At 60.2% G+C, this 14,772-nt stretch carries 14 protein-coding genes and 1 pseudogene; 7 read left to right on the top strand and 8 right to left on the bottom strand.

Translation table 11 applies throughout. The features are described 5' to 3' along the window. Positions 1–337: 337 nt before the first annotated feature. The 3 genes from tnpC to tnpA all read right to left on the bottom strand — a co-directional run bounded on the left by tnpC (position 338) and on the right by tnpA (position 2,877). Entirely contained in the window at positions 338–1,942 is a 1,605-nt protein-coding gene (gene tnpC, locus BXE_RS13340; RefSeq protein WP_011488825.1) for an IS66 family transposase, read from the bottom strand. A gap of 99 nt (positions 1,943–2,041) precedes the next feature. Further along, the gene (gene tnpB / locus BXE_RS13335) at positions 2,042–2,395 is read right to left on the bottom strand and encodes an IS66 family insertion sequence element accessory protein TnpB (RefSeq protein WP_006762801.1); all 354 of its coding nucleotides are present in this window, start codon (positions 2,393–2,395) and stop codon (positions 2,042–2,044) included. Further along, a complete protein-coding gene (gene tnpA, locus BXE_RS44270) occupies positions 2,395–2,877 on the bottom strand; it encodes an IS66-like element accessory protein TnpA (RefSeq protein ID WP_233518776.1) in 483 nt (160 codons plus the stop codon). Before tnpA ends, tnpB begins: the two co-directional genes overlap by 1 nt. A gap of 345 nt (positions 2,878–3,222) precedes the next feature. Here tnpA and BXE_RS13330 point away from each other — a divergent pair, with 345 nt between their 5' ends. Next, positions 3,223–4,323 carry a zinc-binding dehydrogenase gene (locus BXE_RS13330; protein WP_011488823.1) on the top strand — a complete coding sequence of 367 codons (1,101 nt, stop codon included), beginning with the start codon at positions 3,223–3,225 and terminating at the stop codon, positions 4,321–4,323. Between the two features lie 131 nt (positions 4,324–4,454). Here BXE_RS13330 and BXE_RS13325 read toward each other — a convergent pair whose 3' ends face one another. Then, positions 4,455–4,889, bottom strand: coding sequence for a winged helix-turn-helix transcriptional regulator (locus tag BXE_RS13325; protein ID WP_011488822.1), 435 nt, complete (start codon positions 4,887–4,889; stop codon positions 4,455–4,457). 106 nt (positions 4,890–4,995) lie between these two features. On the opposite strand from BXE_RS13325, the gene BXE_RS13320 reads away from it, so the two are divergent. After that, complete coding sequence (locus BXE_RS13320; protein ID WP_011488821.1) at positions 4,996–5,769, top strand: SDR family oxidoreductase; 774 nt, start codon at positions 4,996–4,998, stop codon at positions 5,767–5,769. Between the two features lie 32 nt (positions 5,770–5,801). Continuing rightward, positions 5,802–6,689 carry an alpha/beta fold hydrolase gene (locus BXE_RS43670; protein WP_011488820.1) on the top strand — a complete coding sequence of 296 codons (888 nt, stop codon included), beginning with the start codon at positions 5,802–5,804 and terminating at the stop codon, positions 6,687–6,689. 172 nt (positions 6,690–6,861) lie between these two features. Here the strand turns inward: BXE_RS43670 and BXE_RS13310 are convergent, their stop codons facing one another. Beyond that, positions 6,862–8,154 (bottom strand): ATP-binding protein, encoded by a 1,293-nt coding sequence (locus BXE_RS13310; protein WP_011488819.1) that lies wholly within the window; start codon positions 8,152–8,154, stop codon positions 6,862–6,864. Beyond that, positions 8,151–8,702, bottom strand: a pseudogene (locus BXE_RS13305) (winged helix-turn-helix domain-containing protein); the annotation flags it as partial. The pseudogene BXE_RS13305 and the gene BXE_RS13310, both read right to left, overlap by 4 nt. 89 nt (positions 8,703–8,791) lie before the next feature. On the opposite strand from BXE_RS13305, the gene BXE_RS13295 reads away from it, so the two are divergent. Further along, positions 8,792–9,927 (top strand): IS3 family transposase gene (locus tag BXE_RS13295; RefSeq protein WP_407668608.1). Its coding sequence is split into 2 segments (ribosomal slippage): positions 8,792–9,056 and positions 9,056–9,927, totalling 1,137 coding nucleotides; the frame shifts between segments, so codons are not numbered across the junction. Here the strand turns inward: BXE_RS13295 and BXE_RS48190 are convergent. Together BXE_RS48190 and BXE_RS13285 are read right to left on the bottom strand one after the other, a co-directional pair. Beyond that, positions 9,870–10,310, bottom strand: coding sequence for a response regulator (locus BXE_RS48190; RefSeq protein ID WP_049782178.1), 441 nt, complete (start codon positions 10,308–10,310; stop codon positions 9,870–9,872). The genes BXE_RS13295 and BXE_RS48190 overlap by 58 nt on opposite strands. A 374-nt stretch (positions 10,311–10,684) precedes the next feature. After that, positions 10,685–11,206, bottom strand: coding sequence for a response regulator (locus BXE_RS13285; protein WP_011488815.1), 522 nt, complete (start codon positions 11,204–11,206; stop codon positions 10,685–10,687). Positions 11,207–11,531: 325 nt separating this feature from the next. On the opposite strand from BXE_RS13285, the gene BXE_RS13280 reads away from it, so the two are divergent. From BXE_RS13280 to BXE_RS13270, 3 genes are all read left to right on the top strand, one after another. After that, positions 11,532–11,873: a hypothetical protein gene (locus BXE_RS13280; protein WP_011488814.1), complete on the top strand. Its 342-nt coding sequence runs from the start codon at positions 11,532–11,534 to the stop codon at positions 11,871–11,873. Positions 11,874–11,919: 46 nt separating this feature from the next. Then, complete coding sequence (locus BXE_RS13275; protein WP_011488813.1) at positions 11,920–13,464, top strand: efflux transporter outer membrane subunit; 1,545 nt, start codon at positions 11,920–11,922, stop codon at positions 13,462–13,464. A gap of 92 nt (positions 13,465–13,556) precedes the next feature. Further along, entirely contained in the window at positions 13,557–14,768 is a 1,212-nt protein-coding gene (locus tag BXE_RS13270) for an efflux RND transporter periplasmic adaptor subunit (protein ID WP_011488812.1), read from the top strand. Positions 14,769–14,772 lie beyond the last annotated feature (4 nt).

The raw sequence follows: 14,772 nt of genomic DNA, 5'->3' as shown, positions 1-14,772 counted from the left end.
TCGATGCGCATCTCGTCGTTGAGGAAACCGCGAGACTGTTGGCAGTTGATCTGAGCGAAGCAGTCGGGATTCCGATAGTTGTGAAAGCCGGGGATATGAGCAACCCCGTGGCACGGTCGAAGATATTGGGTAAGTCATACGAAGTGGTGATGGAGGCATTGATGTCCCGCCAACTCAGGAAACTCCGTAAGCGGTAAATTCAGCACACCGAATGGAGAATCATTTGCAGCTGATGGGCAAGCATAGCCGCATCGCTACGGCCGAGGCTGACCGGCGATGGCCGCATCTGGGTTTCGGTAAAGTGTGCCGGCGCGATGACTGCGGCGCGCTCGCTGTGTCAGCTCACGCTCGCCTCGGCTTGTTGCTTCACGTAATTGAACGGCAGCAGGTCGCTGATGTCCGCGTCTGCGGCGCGCTGCGGCAATTCGGTCAGCACATGCAGCAGCCAGGCGCGCGGTTCGACGCCGCAGGCGCGGCATGTGAGCATCATGCTGTATACCATCGCACTCGCCTTCGCACCCGCAACCGTGTCGCTGAACAACCACGATTTTCTCGCAGTGGCAAACGGCCTGATGTCGCGCTCGATGACGTTGTTATCAAGCGGCAGACGGCCGTTATCGACGTAGCGGATCAGATACTGCCATTGCCGACGGCAGTAACCGATCGCTTCGCCCAGCAGGCTCTGCGGCAGAACCTTCGGTGCCAGCTCGTCAAGCCAGGTCTTGAAGGCGGTCAACAGCGGCACGCTGTGCTGCTGCCGCAGGCGATACCGGTAATCGGTCAGCGTTTCGCCTTCAGGCAGCGTTTGCTTCGCGAGCGCCTCGACCTGATACAGCGCCTGGAAGAACTCGAGTGCCTTCGTGATGCGGGGACTCGGCTTGTTCTTCTGGCCCTTGAGCGCGTCCGTAAACAGCCTCCTCGCGTGCGCCAGGCATCCGAGGTGCATCGCCGTCTTGATCGTGCGCCAGGCAGGCCAACCGTCCGTCATCAGCGTGCCGGCGTAGTCGCCGAGGAAGGCACGCGGATGTTCCCCACCGCGCCCAGGTTGATACTCGAACAACACGACCGGCTGCTCGCTGTCCGCTGCGCTCCTGTAGACCCACATGTACGACGTGTCCTGTGCCTTTCGATCCTTTTCCTTGAGCACCTGGACCGTGGTCTCATCGCCGTGGATCAACCACTGGCTTCGCAGAATCTGCTTGAGCGCATCGTAAATCCGCGCGTAGTGCAGCTCGGCCGGGCGGATGATCCAGTTCGCCAGCGTGCCGCGGCTGACTGCAATGTTCGAGCGCGCGAGCACATCCTCCATTCGATACAGCGGTGTGCCGTCGACGTACTTGCCGGCCGTGACGGCGGCGATCATCGACGGACTGGCATGGCTGCCCGGCAGGGGCTGCGCTGGCATTGGCGCGATCACGATTGGCGTACGCACGCCGTGACGTTCACAGTGCCGGCACGCATATTTGGCGCGCGCGTGCTGCAGCACCGATACCTTGACCTCCATGTGCAGCTGTTCGCTGACGTCCTCGCCCATGCGGTGCAGGGTTTTGCCGCAGCACGGGCAGATCTTCTGCTCTTCGGGCAGGTCGTACTCAATGCGCTCGCGCGGCAGATCCGCAGGCAGCGGCTTGCGGCCGCGCTTACGCGGCTCGGGCTTGTCGAGCTCCGGCAATCCGGTGTCCGGCAGCGAAGGCATGTCACTGTCGCCTGCGCCGTCTGGATCGGCGTCGGCGGCATCTTCGGCCTCGTTGAACACGCGGCCCTCGCGCTTTTCGCTCTTTGGCGCGTACTGTCGGGCCAGTGCGAGACGATATTGCTCTTCCAACGCGTCGAGGCGCTTGGTCAGTTCGTCGATCCTGGCATCGCGCTCGGCGAGACCTGCTTCGAGTTCGTGGATATAGACCTTGGCGGCCTGCGGCAATCGGGCGAGATCGGCTTTCATGCGCTTCACGATAGCGAAGCGCGGCGTCGCACAGGTTTACGGAGATGTGTAACAGCCGGGACGGCCGTTGTTCGCCAACGACGTTCGCGATTCCGCTCCTCAACTCGTGAAGCAGTACTGTCGTGCGGGATGTGGACGCAGCGCGTCGAGATCGACGCCGTCGAGCAGCAGATGGAGCTGGTCGACCGTGAGTTCGATCACGGCCTGCTGACGACGGGGCCACGCGAAACGATCCACCTCGAGCCGTTTCAACATCAGCCAGAAGCCGGCACGGTCATAGAGCAACAGCTTTACCCGATCCCGTTTCCGGTTGTGGAATCCGAAGACGGCTCGTGCGAGCGGATCGAGCTGCATCGACTGTTCGACCATCGTCACCAGCGTATTCAGTCCAGCCCGGAAGTCGATCGGCTCGCGATGCAGGTAGATCCGCAGGTCGTTGTCGAAGCGGAACATCAGCCCGCTCCCAGCGCGGCAATCATCGCCGTGACCAGCGAGGTGTCTCTCCCAGAGCATTCGAGCTCGAGCACGACACCGTTAGGCAGTGTTGCCGACAAGCGCGCAAGTGGTGCAGCTCGCGGCGACGGACGTGGCGGATCTCGTTGCAGCAACGGCCGCGGGGCTGGTAATGCTGTGTCCGCAGGAGTCGATGCCAGTGACTCGCCGATCAAGACGACCGGCACGAAGGTTGACGGTGCTTGCGCGATAGCATCATGTGAAACGTCGGCAACTTCACGTCGCTCTTCCAGTTGCACCCATTTGCGCAACTGGTTCGCATTGACCCCAGCCTTCAGCGCCAGACCAGCCAATGACGCGCCCGGCCGGCGACAGGCTGCGATCAACTTACGCTTGCCCTCCGGATCGTATCGATGCTTGCCATCCGCGCACGTCCGGGTTACGCGCAGAGGGAGAAAGTCAAAGTCAGTGTCGGTCATCATCTGCGTCCGCAAGTCAAGTCTGCGGACGCAGTCGTGGATCGATTCGGCAGCGCTGCCTAGGTGCGGAGAATTTCGCGCTTACGAAACTCCCGAGAACGCTGTTTCAGATGATACCCGGGCACATTGCCTGAGGTGCTGTCGAAGTCGATCGTGATGACAAATGGAGTCGTTTGCGCCGGGCACCAATCGGTGCAGTGGATTCATTTCCAGCACGAGTTTGCGTCTTGAGGCCCGACTGATTCGCGCTGTGGTGCAGAAGGCAAGCGCGAGCAGACGTATTTCCGAAATTCACGTTCAGCCTCAAACAACCCTAGTGAATTTCACCTGACATACAGCGAGGCTCCAATGAAAGCTGCTCTTCTCAATGCATTCGGTACTCCGCTCTCCATCGAAACATTACCCGATCCGGTTATTGGAACAGGCGAAGTCATCGTTGACGTCGTCGCGACAGGAGTGGCGAGCTATGCACACGGCGTCTTCTCCGGCGCCCGGAATTACCTGCTGGAGCCGCCGCTCGTGCCGGGTGCTGGCGCTATAGGCCGGGTGCGTGCGGTGGGTCCGGATTCCACACGGCTCGCAGTTGGCGACTGGGTCTACTGTGACCCGACCATTCGCGCGCGTGACAATGCCATTAACCCGGACACGATTCTGCAAGGATGGACCGCACGTAATCCGGCGGCCCTTTCTCTGCATCGCTTCTATCACCACGGTTCCTTTGCGACGCAGATGCTGGTGCCGACCGAGAATGTCACGGCTATTGGTGATCTGGAAGAGCGCGATGCGGGGAAGTGGTGCGCGTTGAGCCAATTGCTGGTGCCGTTCGGCGGTCTGCTCGCTGGAGAGCTGCAGCCTGGCGATACCGTGCTTGTCAACGGGGCAACGGGAGGATTCGGCAGCGCCGGAGTCGTCGCGGCGCTCGCTATGGGCGCGGCAAAAGTTGTGGCCGCTGGTCGTAATCAGCACAAGCTCGATGAACTGGCTCGTCTGCTCGGTCCGCGGGTGAGTTGCGTACGCATGACAGGAGACGTAGACGATACACGACGAATCTGCGAACTCGCGGAAGGGGAGATAGACCTCGCGTTGGACATATTGCCCCGTGGGGCGTCTGCGTCGCAGGTGCTGGCGGGTGCGAAGGCGCTCAGGCGTGGTGGCCGCTTGGTGCTCATGGGGGGAGTCAGGAAGACCGGAGACGACGAGCCTGCACTGCCATATGCCTGGCTTATGCACAATGAAGTCACGCTTCGAGGTCAATGGATGTACCCGCGTGTGGCGATCCCGCAAATGGTTTCAATGATTCGTGCCGGGCTGGTCAGCCTGACGAAGTTCAACGTCACCGAATTTGCTTTGGACGATGCCAATGAAGCGGTTGCCTTCGCAGCCGATAACGCTGGTCCGCTCTCGCTGGTCGTGATCAGTCCCTGCAGGCGAAAATATACTCATGGCTAGTCGAATCAGCGCTCTTACCGTGCGCCGTTAGCCCGGGACGCCGGAGTGCCGCTACCTGCCGCACCGGTCGCGTTTTCTCCGGGGCTGGACCATACGCAATGAAGCGGTGATCGATCATCGACGCGTACCGTTCATTGTGTCTGTCCATCGTCAAAGGCGTTGCGTGCCCTTTCGACCGCGTCCAGATTGTTGGCGGCCCAAATCCATACGCCGCAAAACGCCGCTCCCAAAGTGATTCCCAGGTCTGTAAGCTTGTACTCCACCTTCGGTGGCACGACCGGATACACAGTACGCTCGATTAGCCCATCGCGCTCCATCGCGCGCAAGGTCTGGGTGAGCATCTTCTGACTGATACCTTCGACCCGTTCGCCGAGGCGGCTGAAACGCAGCGGCGATTCTTCCGCCAGGACGTCGAGAATCAACATCGTCCATTTGTCTGCAACGCGACCTATTAGATCTTTGACCAGGGAGCCAATCCGCGGATCGAGGTCAATCGGCGGTGTAAGGCTGGCGTAGTATTGCGCGGCTGCAACTTGTTCCTTGGTAAATGCCGGACCTCGTCTCATGGTCACACTCTCCATTTGGTAAGTATCTGACTTTCAGGTGCCTTCTTCCTCTTTGACAGTATGCACGTCAAACTACGTCAATGCTCAATTCAACTGGAGATGACGGGTGAAACTGATTGGAAGGACCGTTTTGATTACGGGAGGAAGCAGTGGAATAGGCCTCGAGCTGGCGAAGCAACTGATCGCGCGGGGTAACAGCGTGATAGTCACCGGGCGCAATCGCGCCAGGCTGGAAGCCGCACGGCAAGCCGTACTAGGCCTCCACGCTTTTCAAAGCGACGTTAGCGATCCGGCGAGCATCGAGTTGCTTTATCAAAAGGTGTCAGCCAGTTTTCCTCTGTTAGACACCCTTGTGAACAACGCGGGCGCGATGCGCAATATCAAGCTTGATCAGCAGTATCAATTGAACGATCTGACAGCCGAGATCAACGGGAATCTGAACGGCACCATTTGGATGGTCCAAACGTTTCTCCCCCTACTCTTGCGTCAGAAGGGCAGCTTGATTGTGAATGTGTCGTCTGGCCTCGCGTTTGTTCCTTTTCCGGCGGCTCCGATCTACAGCGCGTCCAAAGCTGCGATCCACGCATATACACGGTGTCTGAGGGCGCAACTGGAAGGCTCCTTCGTGTCAATCGTCGAATTGGCCCCTCCCGGCACCGAGACACCGCTGTTCAGGGGCGAGTTCGCCGAGGAAATGAAAGGGGAGAAAGGCATGGACGTCAGTGTGCTCGTTAAACACACCATCGACGGTATCGAAGCCGGGAAACAGGAAGTTCGTCCGGGCCTGAGCAATGTGCTGAAAATCGCCAGCCGCGTTGCGCCGCAATTCATGTTTCGGCAGATGGTGAAGCTCGGTCGTCCGCGATCGTCCAGTGTCTGAAGATAGCGAACTTAGTAAGCGACAGCACTGCCATGACATTGGAAACATCGATTGCAAACGGGCGGGTGACGTCGTCCGACGGTACGTCAATCGGATACGAGTCATTTGGTGATGGGCCTGGTGTTGTCCTCGTTCAGGGTGCGATGGGGACCACACGGAATTACCATCAGCTCGCTCTCGCGATGTCCCACAAATTTACCGTCCATGTGCCGGATCGGCGCGGACGTGGATTGAGCCCGCGCCCCTACGATGCTCAACATTCGATTCAAAAAGATGTCGACGACATTCGGGTCCTTCTCGAGCATACGGGGGCTCAATTCCTCTTCGGGCTAAGTTCCGGAGCGATGATAGTTCTTGAAAGCCTCCGAAGAGGCCTGCCGATCGAACGCGCGGCAGTGTACGAGCCACCGTTCTATCTGGGCAGGATGGCAACGCACCTCGTCGCGCGCTTTAATACGCAGGTTGAACGCGAACGACTGGACGACGCGCTCGCCACGGCGATGCGCATCGTCGGTCTGGGAGCCCGGATTTTGCAGTTTGTGCCTCATTGGATTCTTCGGCTCGGTGCGGCACGCGCGTTGCGCGTCGATGATCGTCGGTCGACTTCGTATGCATCGCTAAGGGAGTTGATTTCCGCGATGCGTTACGACTTCAATGTCGTGTCAAGCATGAATCAGCATCTACACGATCTTCGCGCAGTGAGTACCCCTGTGCTACTGATCGGTGGAAGCAGGAGTCCGGACTATCTTAAGAAGGCACTCGTTGCATTGAAGGCGACATTACCTTATTGCGAACGTATCGAGCTCGCCGGAGCCGACCACTCGTCGCCCTGGAACGAAGATCTGAACGGAAAACCAAAGCTGGTGGGGAGCATCCTGGTAGAATTTTTTGCGACGACTCAGGCCGGCAAGACTCCGTAGACAAGAGATGCTACCTTTGATCTAACTCTTTTCTCCGATATGTTAAGTGATTGGCATGCCTGCGAATTAAGTCGTTGTGTCCCGACAGCGTAATGACGGTAATTGGCGTGCGCCGTGAAGAGGTGGCGTTCCAGCGGGTACAAAGCCCAATGGAGTCCGCCCCGGACACAGGTCATTTAAGGGGAAGACGCAGCGTCGCCGCGAGGCCACCTTCGGTTCGCAGGCTCAGATCCAGCCTACCTCCGTGCCAACGGATTATGCGCTCGGCTATCGCGAGGCCAAGTCCGGTACCGCCCGCCTTGCCCGGTGAGGCAATACGCCGGAACGGCTGTTTGAGCAATGGCAGTTGTGCTTCCGGCACTCCTGGCCCCTCGTCTTCCACGCTGAGCACGACGTAACCGGGCTCTGTCCATGTGCGGACAGCGAGTCCGATCCGGCCATGGATTACCGCGTTGTGCATCAAATTCATCAGCACCCGCTGCATGCCGACGGGCCGGAAAGGGATCGATGGCAACGGCGCCAGTGATACCTGGAAGATGTATCCGAGACCGACATAGTCAGCCGCGAGTTGATCGACCAGCGCGTTAAGATCCCCTTGCGCAACTGGCTCGCTGTCCCAACTGCGTCCGAAATCAATAAATTGCTCGACAATGACGTCAATCTCTGCGACGAAGTGCTCTGCACTCGCAGACGGAGCCTCGAATGCCTCGGGCGCTGAAATCGCCATCTTCAGTTTCGTGAGCGGAGTACGGATGTCATGTGAAATGCCCGCAAGCATCTCTGTTCGGGTTGCATCCATTTCCGCGAGCGACGCGACCATCTGATTGAACATGCTCGCTACTGTAATAAACTCGACGGGTCCGTCGACGGGCACCGGTTCGGGCCACGCACCATGTGTGACCGTTGTCGCCGCACGTGCGAGGCGTTGCAGTCGCACCACTGTGTACCGCTGGATGAGCCATGCGCCGAGTGCGGGGAATGCGGCGATGGTCAGCAGTTGCGCAATCAGACTCCACGGCAACTGGTGACTGATTTCGGCCGGGACCGGCAACATTACCCACTCGAGCCCCTCGCCGATCCGAAGCTGAATCCATATCCGGCGGCTGTCCTTGCCGCCTTCCAGGCTAACCAGCGTACCGGATGGCAAGTGCTGCGTGAGGGTCTGCAAGAACCGGTGAGCTGAAAAGCTGTGGGTATCCGTATCCGTATCCGCATTTGCCGGTGGTGCCTGTTCACCGCCGTTGATGGCTACGAGCTCGTTGTATCGGACCTGAGGTGGCAGCGCCCTCAGCAACCGCTCGACCTGTCTCGTCTGAGATGCAAACAGCGATGCGGCCTCATCGATGCGAGGAGTCTCGATGAAAACAAAAAATATCGTGAACGTTGAAATGTCGCTGGCGACGACGAGAAGCAGGAGAAGCAGGAGGTTGCGTCCTAGCAGCGAACGTGGCAACAATCCGGTCATACATCGAACCTCGCGACAAGCATATATCCGACGCCCCATACCGTGCGGATATTGCGTGGCGAAGAAACATCTGTTTCGACAATCTGACGGATTCGCCAGATCTGCATATCGACGATCCGTCCAGACGCGTCGGACCCGGCGCCCCTGGCCCGTTCAATCAGCTTCGCCCGGCTCACCGGGCGATTTGGCGTGCGCGCGAGCGCGCACAGCAGTTGCATATCACTGTTGCCGATATCGACCTGGAGGTTGTCATCACGGGACAGAATCCGCCGTCCGATATCAAGCCTGAACGGGCCAAAGCGCAACAAGGCAACATCTTTTCCCGGCATCGCTCCGTCGGTGGCGTCCAGCTGCTTCCTCAGCATGTCCCGGCGACGCAGTAGGGCACGTACGCGAGCCAGCAACTCGTTCGGCAGAAACGGCTTCGCCAGATAATCGTCCGCGCCGAGCTCAAGGCCTATCACGCGGTCGACAGGGTCACCGCGCGCAGTCAGCATCAGGATCGGCAGTGTTTCGCCCTCTGCTCGCAGTCGCCTGCATATCGAAAGCCAGAGGTGGCCGCGCAAAATCGGACAGCGGGATAAGTGGAACGATCGGGGCCTGAGCCAGCGATAATGCAGGCAAAGGAACCGAGAAAATGACGAAACGAACTCGACGCACGCACTCAGCGACGTTCAAAGCGAAAGTGGCCCTGGCGGCAGTCAAGGGCGAGCGCACGCTCGCCGAACTGGCGCAGCAGTTCGATGTGCATCCGAACCAGATCACGGAATGGAAACGACAGTTGCAGGAGCGCGCGGCCGACGTGTTCGGTGCGGCCAGCCCGGTGTCGAGCGAGCCACCGGTAGACGTGAAGACCCTGCACGCCAAGATCGGCCAACTCAGCCTGGAAAATGATTTTTTAAGCGGTGCGCTCACCAAGGCCGGATTGCTGAGCGCAAAGCGATGATTGACCGTGGCCATGCGTTGCCGGTTTCGCAGCAAGTCCGGCTTGTTGGTATCGCGAGATCGAGCGCGTATTACCGGGCGCGGCCTGTCAGCGAAGTCGATCAACGTTTGATGCGCCGGATCGACGAACTGCATATGGAGTTTCCGTTTGCCGGTGCACGCATGCTGGCTCGCCTGCTGCGCCGGGAAAGCCACGAGGTTGGCCGCCGCCGCGTACGCACGCTCATGAAGCGCATGGGCGTGGAGGCGCTGTACTGCAAGCCGAACACGAGTCGACGCAACGCGCAGCACAAGGTCTGGCCGTATCTGCTGCGCAGCACGAAGATCGAGCGGGCCAACCAGGCCTGGGCACTCGACACGACTTACGTCCCCATGGCGCGCGGCTTCGTGTATCTGACTGCGGTGGTGGACTGGGCCAGTCGCAAGATCCTCACGCACCGCGTGGCGATCACGCTGGAAGCCGTGCATGCCGTTGAAGCGCTGGAAGAGGCGCTCGCCCGCTATGGGCACCCCGACATCGTGAACACCGATCAGGGTAGCCAGTTCACGGCGGGAGCCTTCACCGAGGCGGTGCTGGGCCGAGGCATCCGGCTGTCGATGGACGGCAAAGGCGCCTGGCGCGACAACGTGTTTGTCGAGCGCGTGTGGCGCAGCATCAAGTACGAAGAGATTTATTTAAGAGCCTACGAGTCGGTCAGCCACGCCCGGCGCTCCATAGGCCAATACATTGAGCTGTACAACCGCAAACGTCCTCATTCGAGCCTGGCGGATCAGACGCCCGATGAGGCATACTTCGCGACGCTGCCAGCGATCAAATCGGCAGCATGATCGCCCCGGACGTTCCACTTAAAAATCTCGGGACCCTGTCCGAACAAGCGGCGCCACCTCTGCCCGTCCTCGTCCGGCATCATCACGTCGAGAATCAGTAGATCGTACGAGTGGCGTTCGAGAGTCGTCGCGAGCTGCATGCCGTTGCGTACCGCACGCACTTCAAAGCCATGTGAGATGAGGTATCGCTGGAGCATGTTACGGATGACCGCTTCGTCGTCGAGAACGATAATGCGGCCCTGCCGGGTATCGGTGACCCTGGAAACGACATTTGGCATGATGTGGGCACTGCTGGCCGGTACATTGAAGAGCGCAGATTCAGCGTTTATTGGGGGGATGCCAAGCGTGCCGCTACCGCTAGTTCCCGCCGTGATGGTACCCACCGTGAACGGCTACTACTCCTACTCTTGGGCGCGCGGCCACTACTGCTACCCGTGTGGGCGCGGCCACCACTGCGATCCGTGCTGGCGCGATCACCGGCGCCGCCACCACCACCGCGGGAGGCGGTGGTACATAAGCTGGGACCACGGCAACTGGTGCCGGGACCACGGCAGCTGGTGCACCGACGGAAACGCCGACGGCTACGCCCGCAAATGCGGGGCAGTCGGCACAAACCAGTACGGTTGCTGCGGCAGACAAGGCAAAAAGCCGGATTTTCATGGGTATCGTCCTCTAGGTTGAAGCCGCGCCAAAGTAGTTTGGCCACGACAAAGCCAGTGTAAAAATGCGTCGCGTTCCTGTCTGTTTAAAAATTGTCTCAGATGTCTCGTCGCTGTCTTTCCGCGAATGAATGCCCGGAATCTGTAACATTCCGGATTGCTGACGGTTGCCGGTGGCGCGCTTCGGATGTGAATACGTGCATTGACGCGGCAGCGAAGATTTTGACCAACGCGAACTCGCGCTCAGACAGTCTGAGTAACCTGTCTTCGTGACTTAGCGTGCGCGCCAGCAGCTCGCGGGGATTGCTGGATTTGCCGAGGTAATCGTCCGCACCGGGTTCGACTCCCACGATGCTGTCCTCTACGTCCACGCGGGCGGTCAGCATAACGACAGGAATCTCATCGCCCGCTGCGAGCAGGTTACGCAGTGCCGTCAGGGTGCCTGCGCCGGGCATCATCACATCTAGCACAATGAGGTCGGGACGATTGCGCCTGAGTTGATGCTGTAAAGAACCCGCGTCGCGCAATATGGAGATCTCGACGCCCTGGTTGGCGAGATAGCGGTTTGCCGGATCGCGCAGTCCGGCGTCAGCGTCGACGACAAGTATACGAGGGGGCATGGGACGTGCAGCTCCGTTAGCACGGCTTCAACAGACCAATCAGTTCGGTTCGGGTAACTGGACAACTCCACGACGGCCATTCAATTATCAGTTCGACAGTCTTACCCGATACTTACCGGCCTGATCTCAGTCAGACGGACTGGCATCCTGGTAAGTGAGCGGTAAGTCGAGTGCTCCTAAACTCGTGCCACTTTTCGCCCGATCTTAGGACCCCCTTGAAGGCAACTCCTTCCCTGCCACACGGCATGGCGCTGGCGACTGCGTTGACGACAATGCGCCGGAGAGTCATCCCCCGTGCCATCCGTCAGCCTCTGCAGCGTTCCCGATGAAGCGGAGTCTTGCGACGAGCCTGCGCGCGCATTTCGTGCTGCTCGCTGTTTCCCTGCTGATCGCGGCCGTTCCGGGATGTGCTCTCTACGTAATGTTCGATCTGCTCGATGCAGGCGAGCCTCCGACGAACGTTCGGGCCGCGTTAGTGCTGCTCGCGCTGGCGGTCGCACTCGCGCTACGGTTGTTCGCGCTACGGGCATTCCGGGCTGCTTATGCGGTTGGTCATGTCAGGCTGCGTGGCACGGGCGAAGACGGGACATCGATCGAGCTCGACTGCGAGCATAGGTGGTTCGTTCAGCTGCATCTCGAACTGATGGGTTACGACTGTATCGACTGAGCGCGATACCTTGAAGCTGCATTGCAAAGAGAGAAGGAAGCGTGACATGAGGATGCCGTTTATCGATTCCGAGGCGAGCCGCCGGGAGGTACCGTGGACAACACGGACCCTGCGGCTTGGCAGCTTGTTCGCTTCCACACTATTCGTGGCAGCCTGCGCCGTCGGCCCCGACTATCACAAGCCACCCCAGGACATCCCTGCTACCTTTAAGGAAGGCACGGACTGGCAGCGGGCTCAGGTGAACCCGCAGGGCGCTATTTCGAGCACCTGGTGGCTCGACTACCACGACGACACGCTGTCGAGCCTCGTGAATCAGGCGCTCAGGGCCAACCAGTCGATCGCCTCTGCGGAAGCCGCATACCGGCTCGCCAGGGCCACGATCGATGCCAATGTGGCGAGCCTCTTCCCGACAGTCGGGGTGGACGCCTCCGGATCGCGCTCGCGCACGGCCGCGGTCGAGAGCGTCACGAGCCAGCCGTACATGAGCAATCTCGCGAGTGTCAGCGCTTCCGCTAGCTGGGAGGTCGACCTGTGGGGCAGTGTTCGGCGCGAGATCGAGTCGGCCAAAGCCAGCGCTCAGGCAAGCGACGCCCAGCTCGCCGGCGAACGCCTCTCGATCGCCGCCAGCGTCGCGGTGGACTATTTCTCGCTGCGTCAGGCCGATGTCGACATCGCTTCACTGAAGCAGCAGCAGGGCATCGACGCGCGGATTCTGGAGATGGACCGCGCTGGCTTCGTACAGGGAACAGTGTCAAACGACGAAGTCCTCGAGGCGCAGGACACGCTCGAACTCGTGATCGCTGAGCTGCAAGCCACGGAGACTTCACGCGAGCAGGACGAGCATGCCATCGCAGTGCTGACCGGTACGCCACCGGCCAGCTTCGCCCTGCCGCCGCAGCCCGGCTATGTCTTCACGACACCCGTCGTGCCACCGGGATTCCCGTCGCAACTTCTGGAACGGCGCTATGACGTCGTGAGTGCGGAGCGCACGGCCGCCGCGGCCAACGCCAGGATCGGTGTAGCAAAGGCCGCGTTCTTCCCGACCCTGACGCTGTCGGCGCAAGGCGGGTTCGAGCATAACGCGCTGGCGAACCTGTTTTCGGTGCCGAACCGCTTCTGGACACTCGGACCGGATCTCGCCGCCACGATCTTCGACGGCGGCGCGCGCTCGGCGGCCGTCCACGAAGCCGAGGCCACCTACGACGAACAGATCGCCACATATCGCGGAACCGTGCTCTCGGCGTTCCAGAGCGTTGAGGATAGCTTATCGTCTTACAACCACCTGTGTAAGCAGGAGCAGGCGTACGCGAACATCTACGAGCGCAACCAGCGGCTCTTCTCTAGCCAGCAGGCCCAGATGCGGGCCGGCACGACAAGCGAACAAGCCCTGTTGACCCAACAGATCACGTTGCTGCGGGCCGGGCAGAGCCTGAGAGATACGCAGGCGGCATTGACTGAGAGCAGCGTCACGCTAGTCAAGAACCTTGGCGGCGGATGGCAGTGGGATGACGCCAGGGGTGCGGCAGTCAGCATCAGTGCGAACGCTGCGCAGCAATCCTCGGATCAAAAATCGGGGGAGAGGTCGCAATGAAAGATCGCCTTGAACTTAGCCGCTTTGGGGGGCGAAGCATCGAGTCCAGCGATAGCCGGTTGCGTCGGGAATTGGGAAAAACTGGAGTCTTCATGAAGTCACTACCGTTGCTGTGCGTTGTCCTTTTCATACTGTCAGCGCTTTCCGGCTGCGCAAAATCCAGTCACAGCTCGGCAGCTCCGCGGCCGCAGGTCGGCGTGATCACCGTCCAGCCGCAGAGTGTTGCCCTGACGCGCCATCTGGTCGGACGTCTTGCGCCATATCTCAGCGCCAACGTCACGGCGCGCGTGTCCGGTGTCCTGACCAAACGGGTCTATAAGGAAGGTACCGACGTCCAGGCCGGACAGGTGCTCTTCGAGATCGATCCTGCGTACTATCAGGCGCAGCTCAACAACGACCTCGGCATCCTCGGCGAAGATCGGGCTACCTGGATGAACGACAAGGTCAACGCGGCGCGTTATCACCAGCTGCTGCCGGTCGGCTCCGTGTCGCAACAGACAGTTGACAACGCCGATGCGACAGTGCGCAGTGACGCGGCTAAAGTCAAGGCCGATGAGGCGATGGTGGAAAGCGCGAAGGTCAACCTCGGCTATACCAAGGTGACCTCGCCGATCCGCGGCATTGCCGGTCAGCAGCTAGTGACCGTCGGCGCCCTCGTGGGTAGCGGTACCTCCGATGCTGGCTCCGGCGGCACCTTGCTTACCACCGTGAACGACATTGACCAGCTCTACGTGAACTTCACCTTGAGCGCCGCGGATCTGCTGATGCTGCGAGAAGCAGGTGCCCGCGGCGACGTCGCGCTCGCCGAGCCAGACAGGACGACCGTGCAGATCACGCTGCCAGACGGCAGCGCGTACGCCCAACTGGCCACCCTCGACTTCTCCGACGTCTCCGTGAATGCCACTACGGGTGCGGTCAATCTGCGTGCACTGGTACCGAACCCTCAGCGCACGATACTCCCGGGCATGTATGTGACGTTGAACGTGACCTTGGGCCAACAGCGCAACGTGTTCCTGGTGCCACAGGAGTCGCTTCAGCGTGACACCGTAGGCGCTTATGTATTCGTTGCCGATGCGAGCGGCAAGGTGGCGCGCGAGGATGTGGCCGCCAACGACAGCTTGGGCACCAACTGGATCGTTACCACAGGCCTTACGGCCGGCGATCAGGTGATTGTCTCCGGTCTGCAAGGCCTGCATGAGGGCGATCCTGTCAAGTCTCATCCATGGCATGCGCCGTCGGCGGCCGCGCCGCAAGACGGATCAGCATTGGCTGCAGGCAGCCGGACTGCCGTCAACGCACACTAAGGAA

The sequence above is a fragment of the Paraburkholderia xenovorans LB400 genome (genome assembly GCF_000013645.1).
Classification (GTDB): Bacteria; Pseudomonadota; Gammaproteobacteria; order Burkholderiales; family Burkholderiaceae; genus Paraburkholderia; species Paraburkholderia xenovorans.
This window is presented reverse-complemented; position numbering and strand designations above follow the sequence as displayed.

Excerpts from the sequence above, each read along its gene's own strand:
- tnpA (WP_233518776.1), bottom strand. The coding sequence starts at position 2,877 with ATGATGACCGACACTGACTTTGACTTTCTCCCTCTGCGCGTAACCCGG.
- tnpC (WP_011488825.1), bottom strand. The coding sequence starts at position 1,942 with ATGAAAGCCGATCTCGCCCGATTGCCGCAGGCCGCCAAGGTCTATATC.
- BXE_RS13285 (WP_011488815.1), bottom strand. The coding sequence starts at position 11,206 with ATGCCCCCTCGTATACTTGTCGTCGACGCTGACGCCGGACTGCGCGAT.
- BXE_RS13325 (WP_011488822.1), bottom strand. The coding sequence starts at position 4,889 with ATGAGACGAGGTCCGGCATTTACCAAGGAACAAGTTGCAGCCGCGCAA.
- BXE_RS43670 (WP_011488820.1), top strand. The coding sequence starts at position 5,802 with ATGACATTGGAAACATCGATTGCAAACGGGCGGGTGACGTCGTCCGAC.
- BXE_RS13275 (WP_011488813.1), top strand. The coding sequence starts at position 11,920 with ATGAGGATGCCGTTTATCGATTCCGAGGCGAGCCGCCGGGAGGTACCG.
- BXE_RS13310 (WP_011488819.1), bottom strand. The coding sequence starts at position 8,154 with ATGACCGGATTGTTGCCACGTTCGCTGCTAGGACGCAACCTCCTGCTT.
- BXE_RS13280 (WP_011488814.1), top strand. The coding sequence starts at position 11,532 with ATGAAGCGGAGTCTTGCGACGAGCCTGCGCGCGCATTTCGTGCTGCTC.
- BXE_RS13330 (WP_011488823.1), top strand. The coding sequence starts at position 3,223 with ATGAAAGCTGCTCTTCTCAATGCATTCGGTACTCCGCTCTCCATCGAA.
- tnpB (WP_006762801.1), bottom strand. The coding sequence starts at position 2,395 with ATGTTCCGCTTCGACAACGACCTGCGGATCTACCTGCATCGCGAGCCG.
- BXE_RS13270 (WP_011488812.1), top strand. The coding sequence starts at position 13,557 with ATGAAGTCACTACCGTTGCTGTGCGTTGTCCTTTTCATACTGTCAGCG.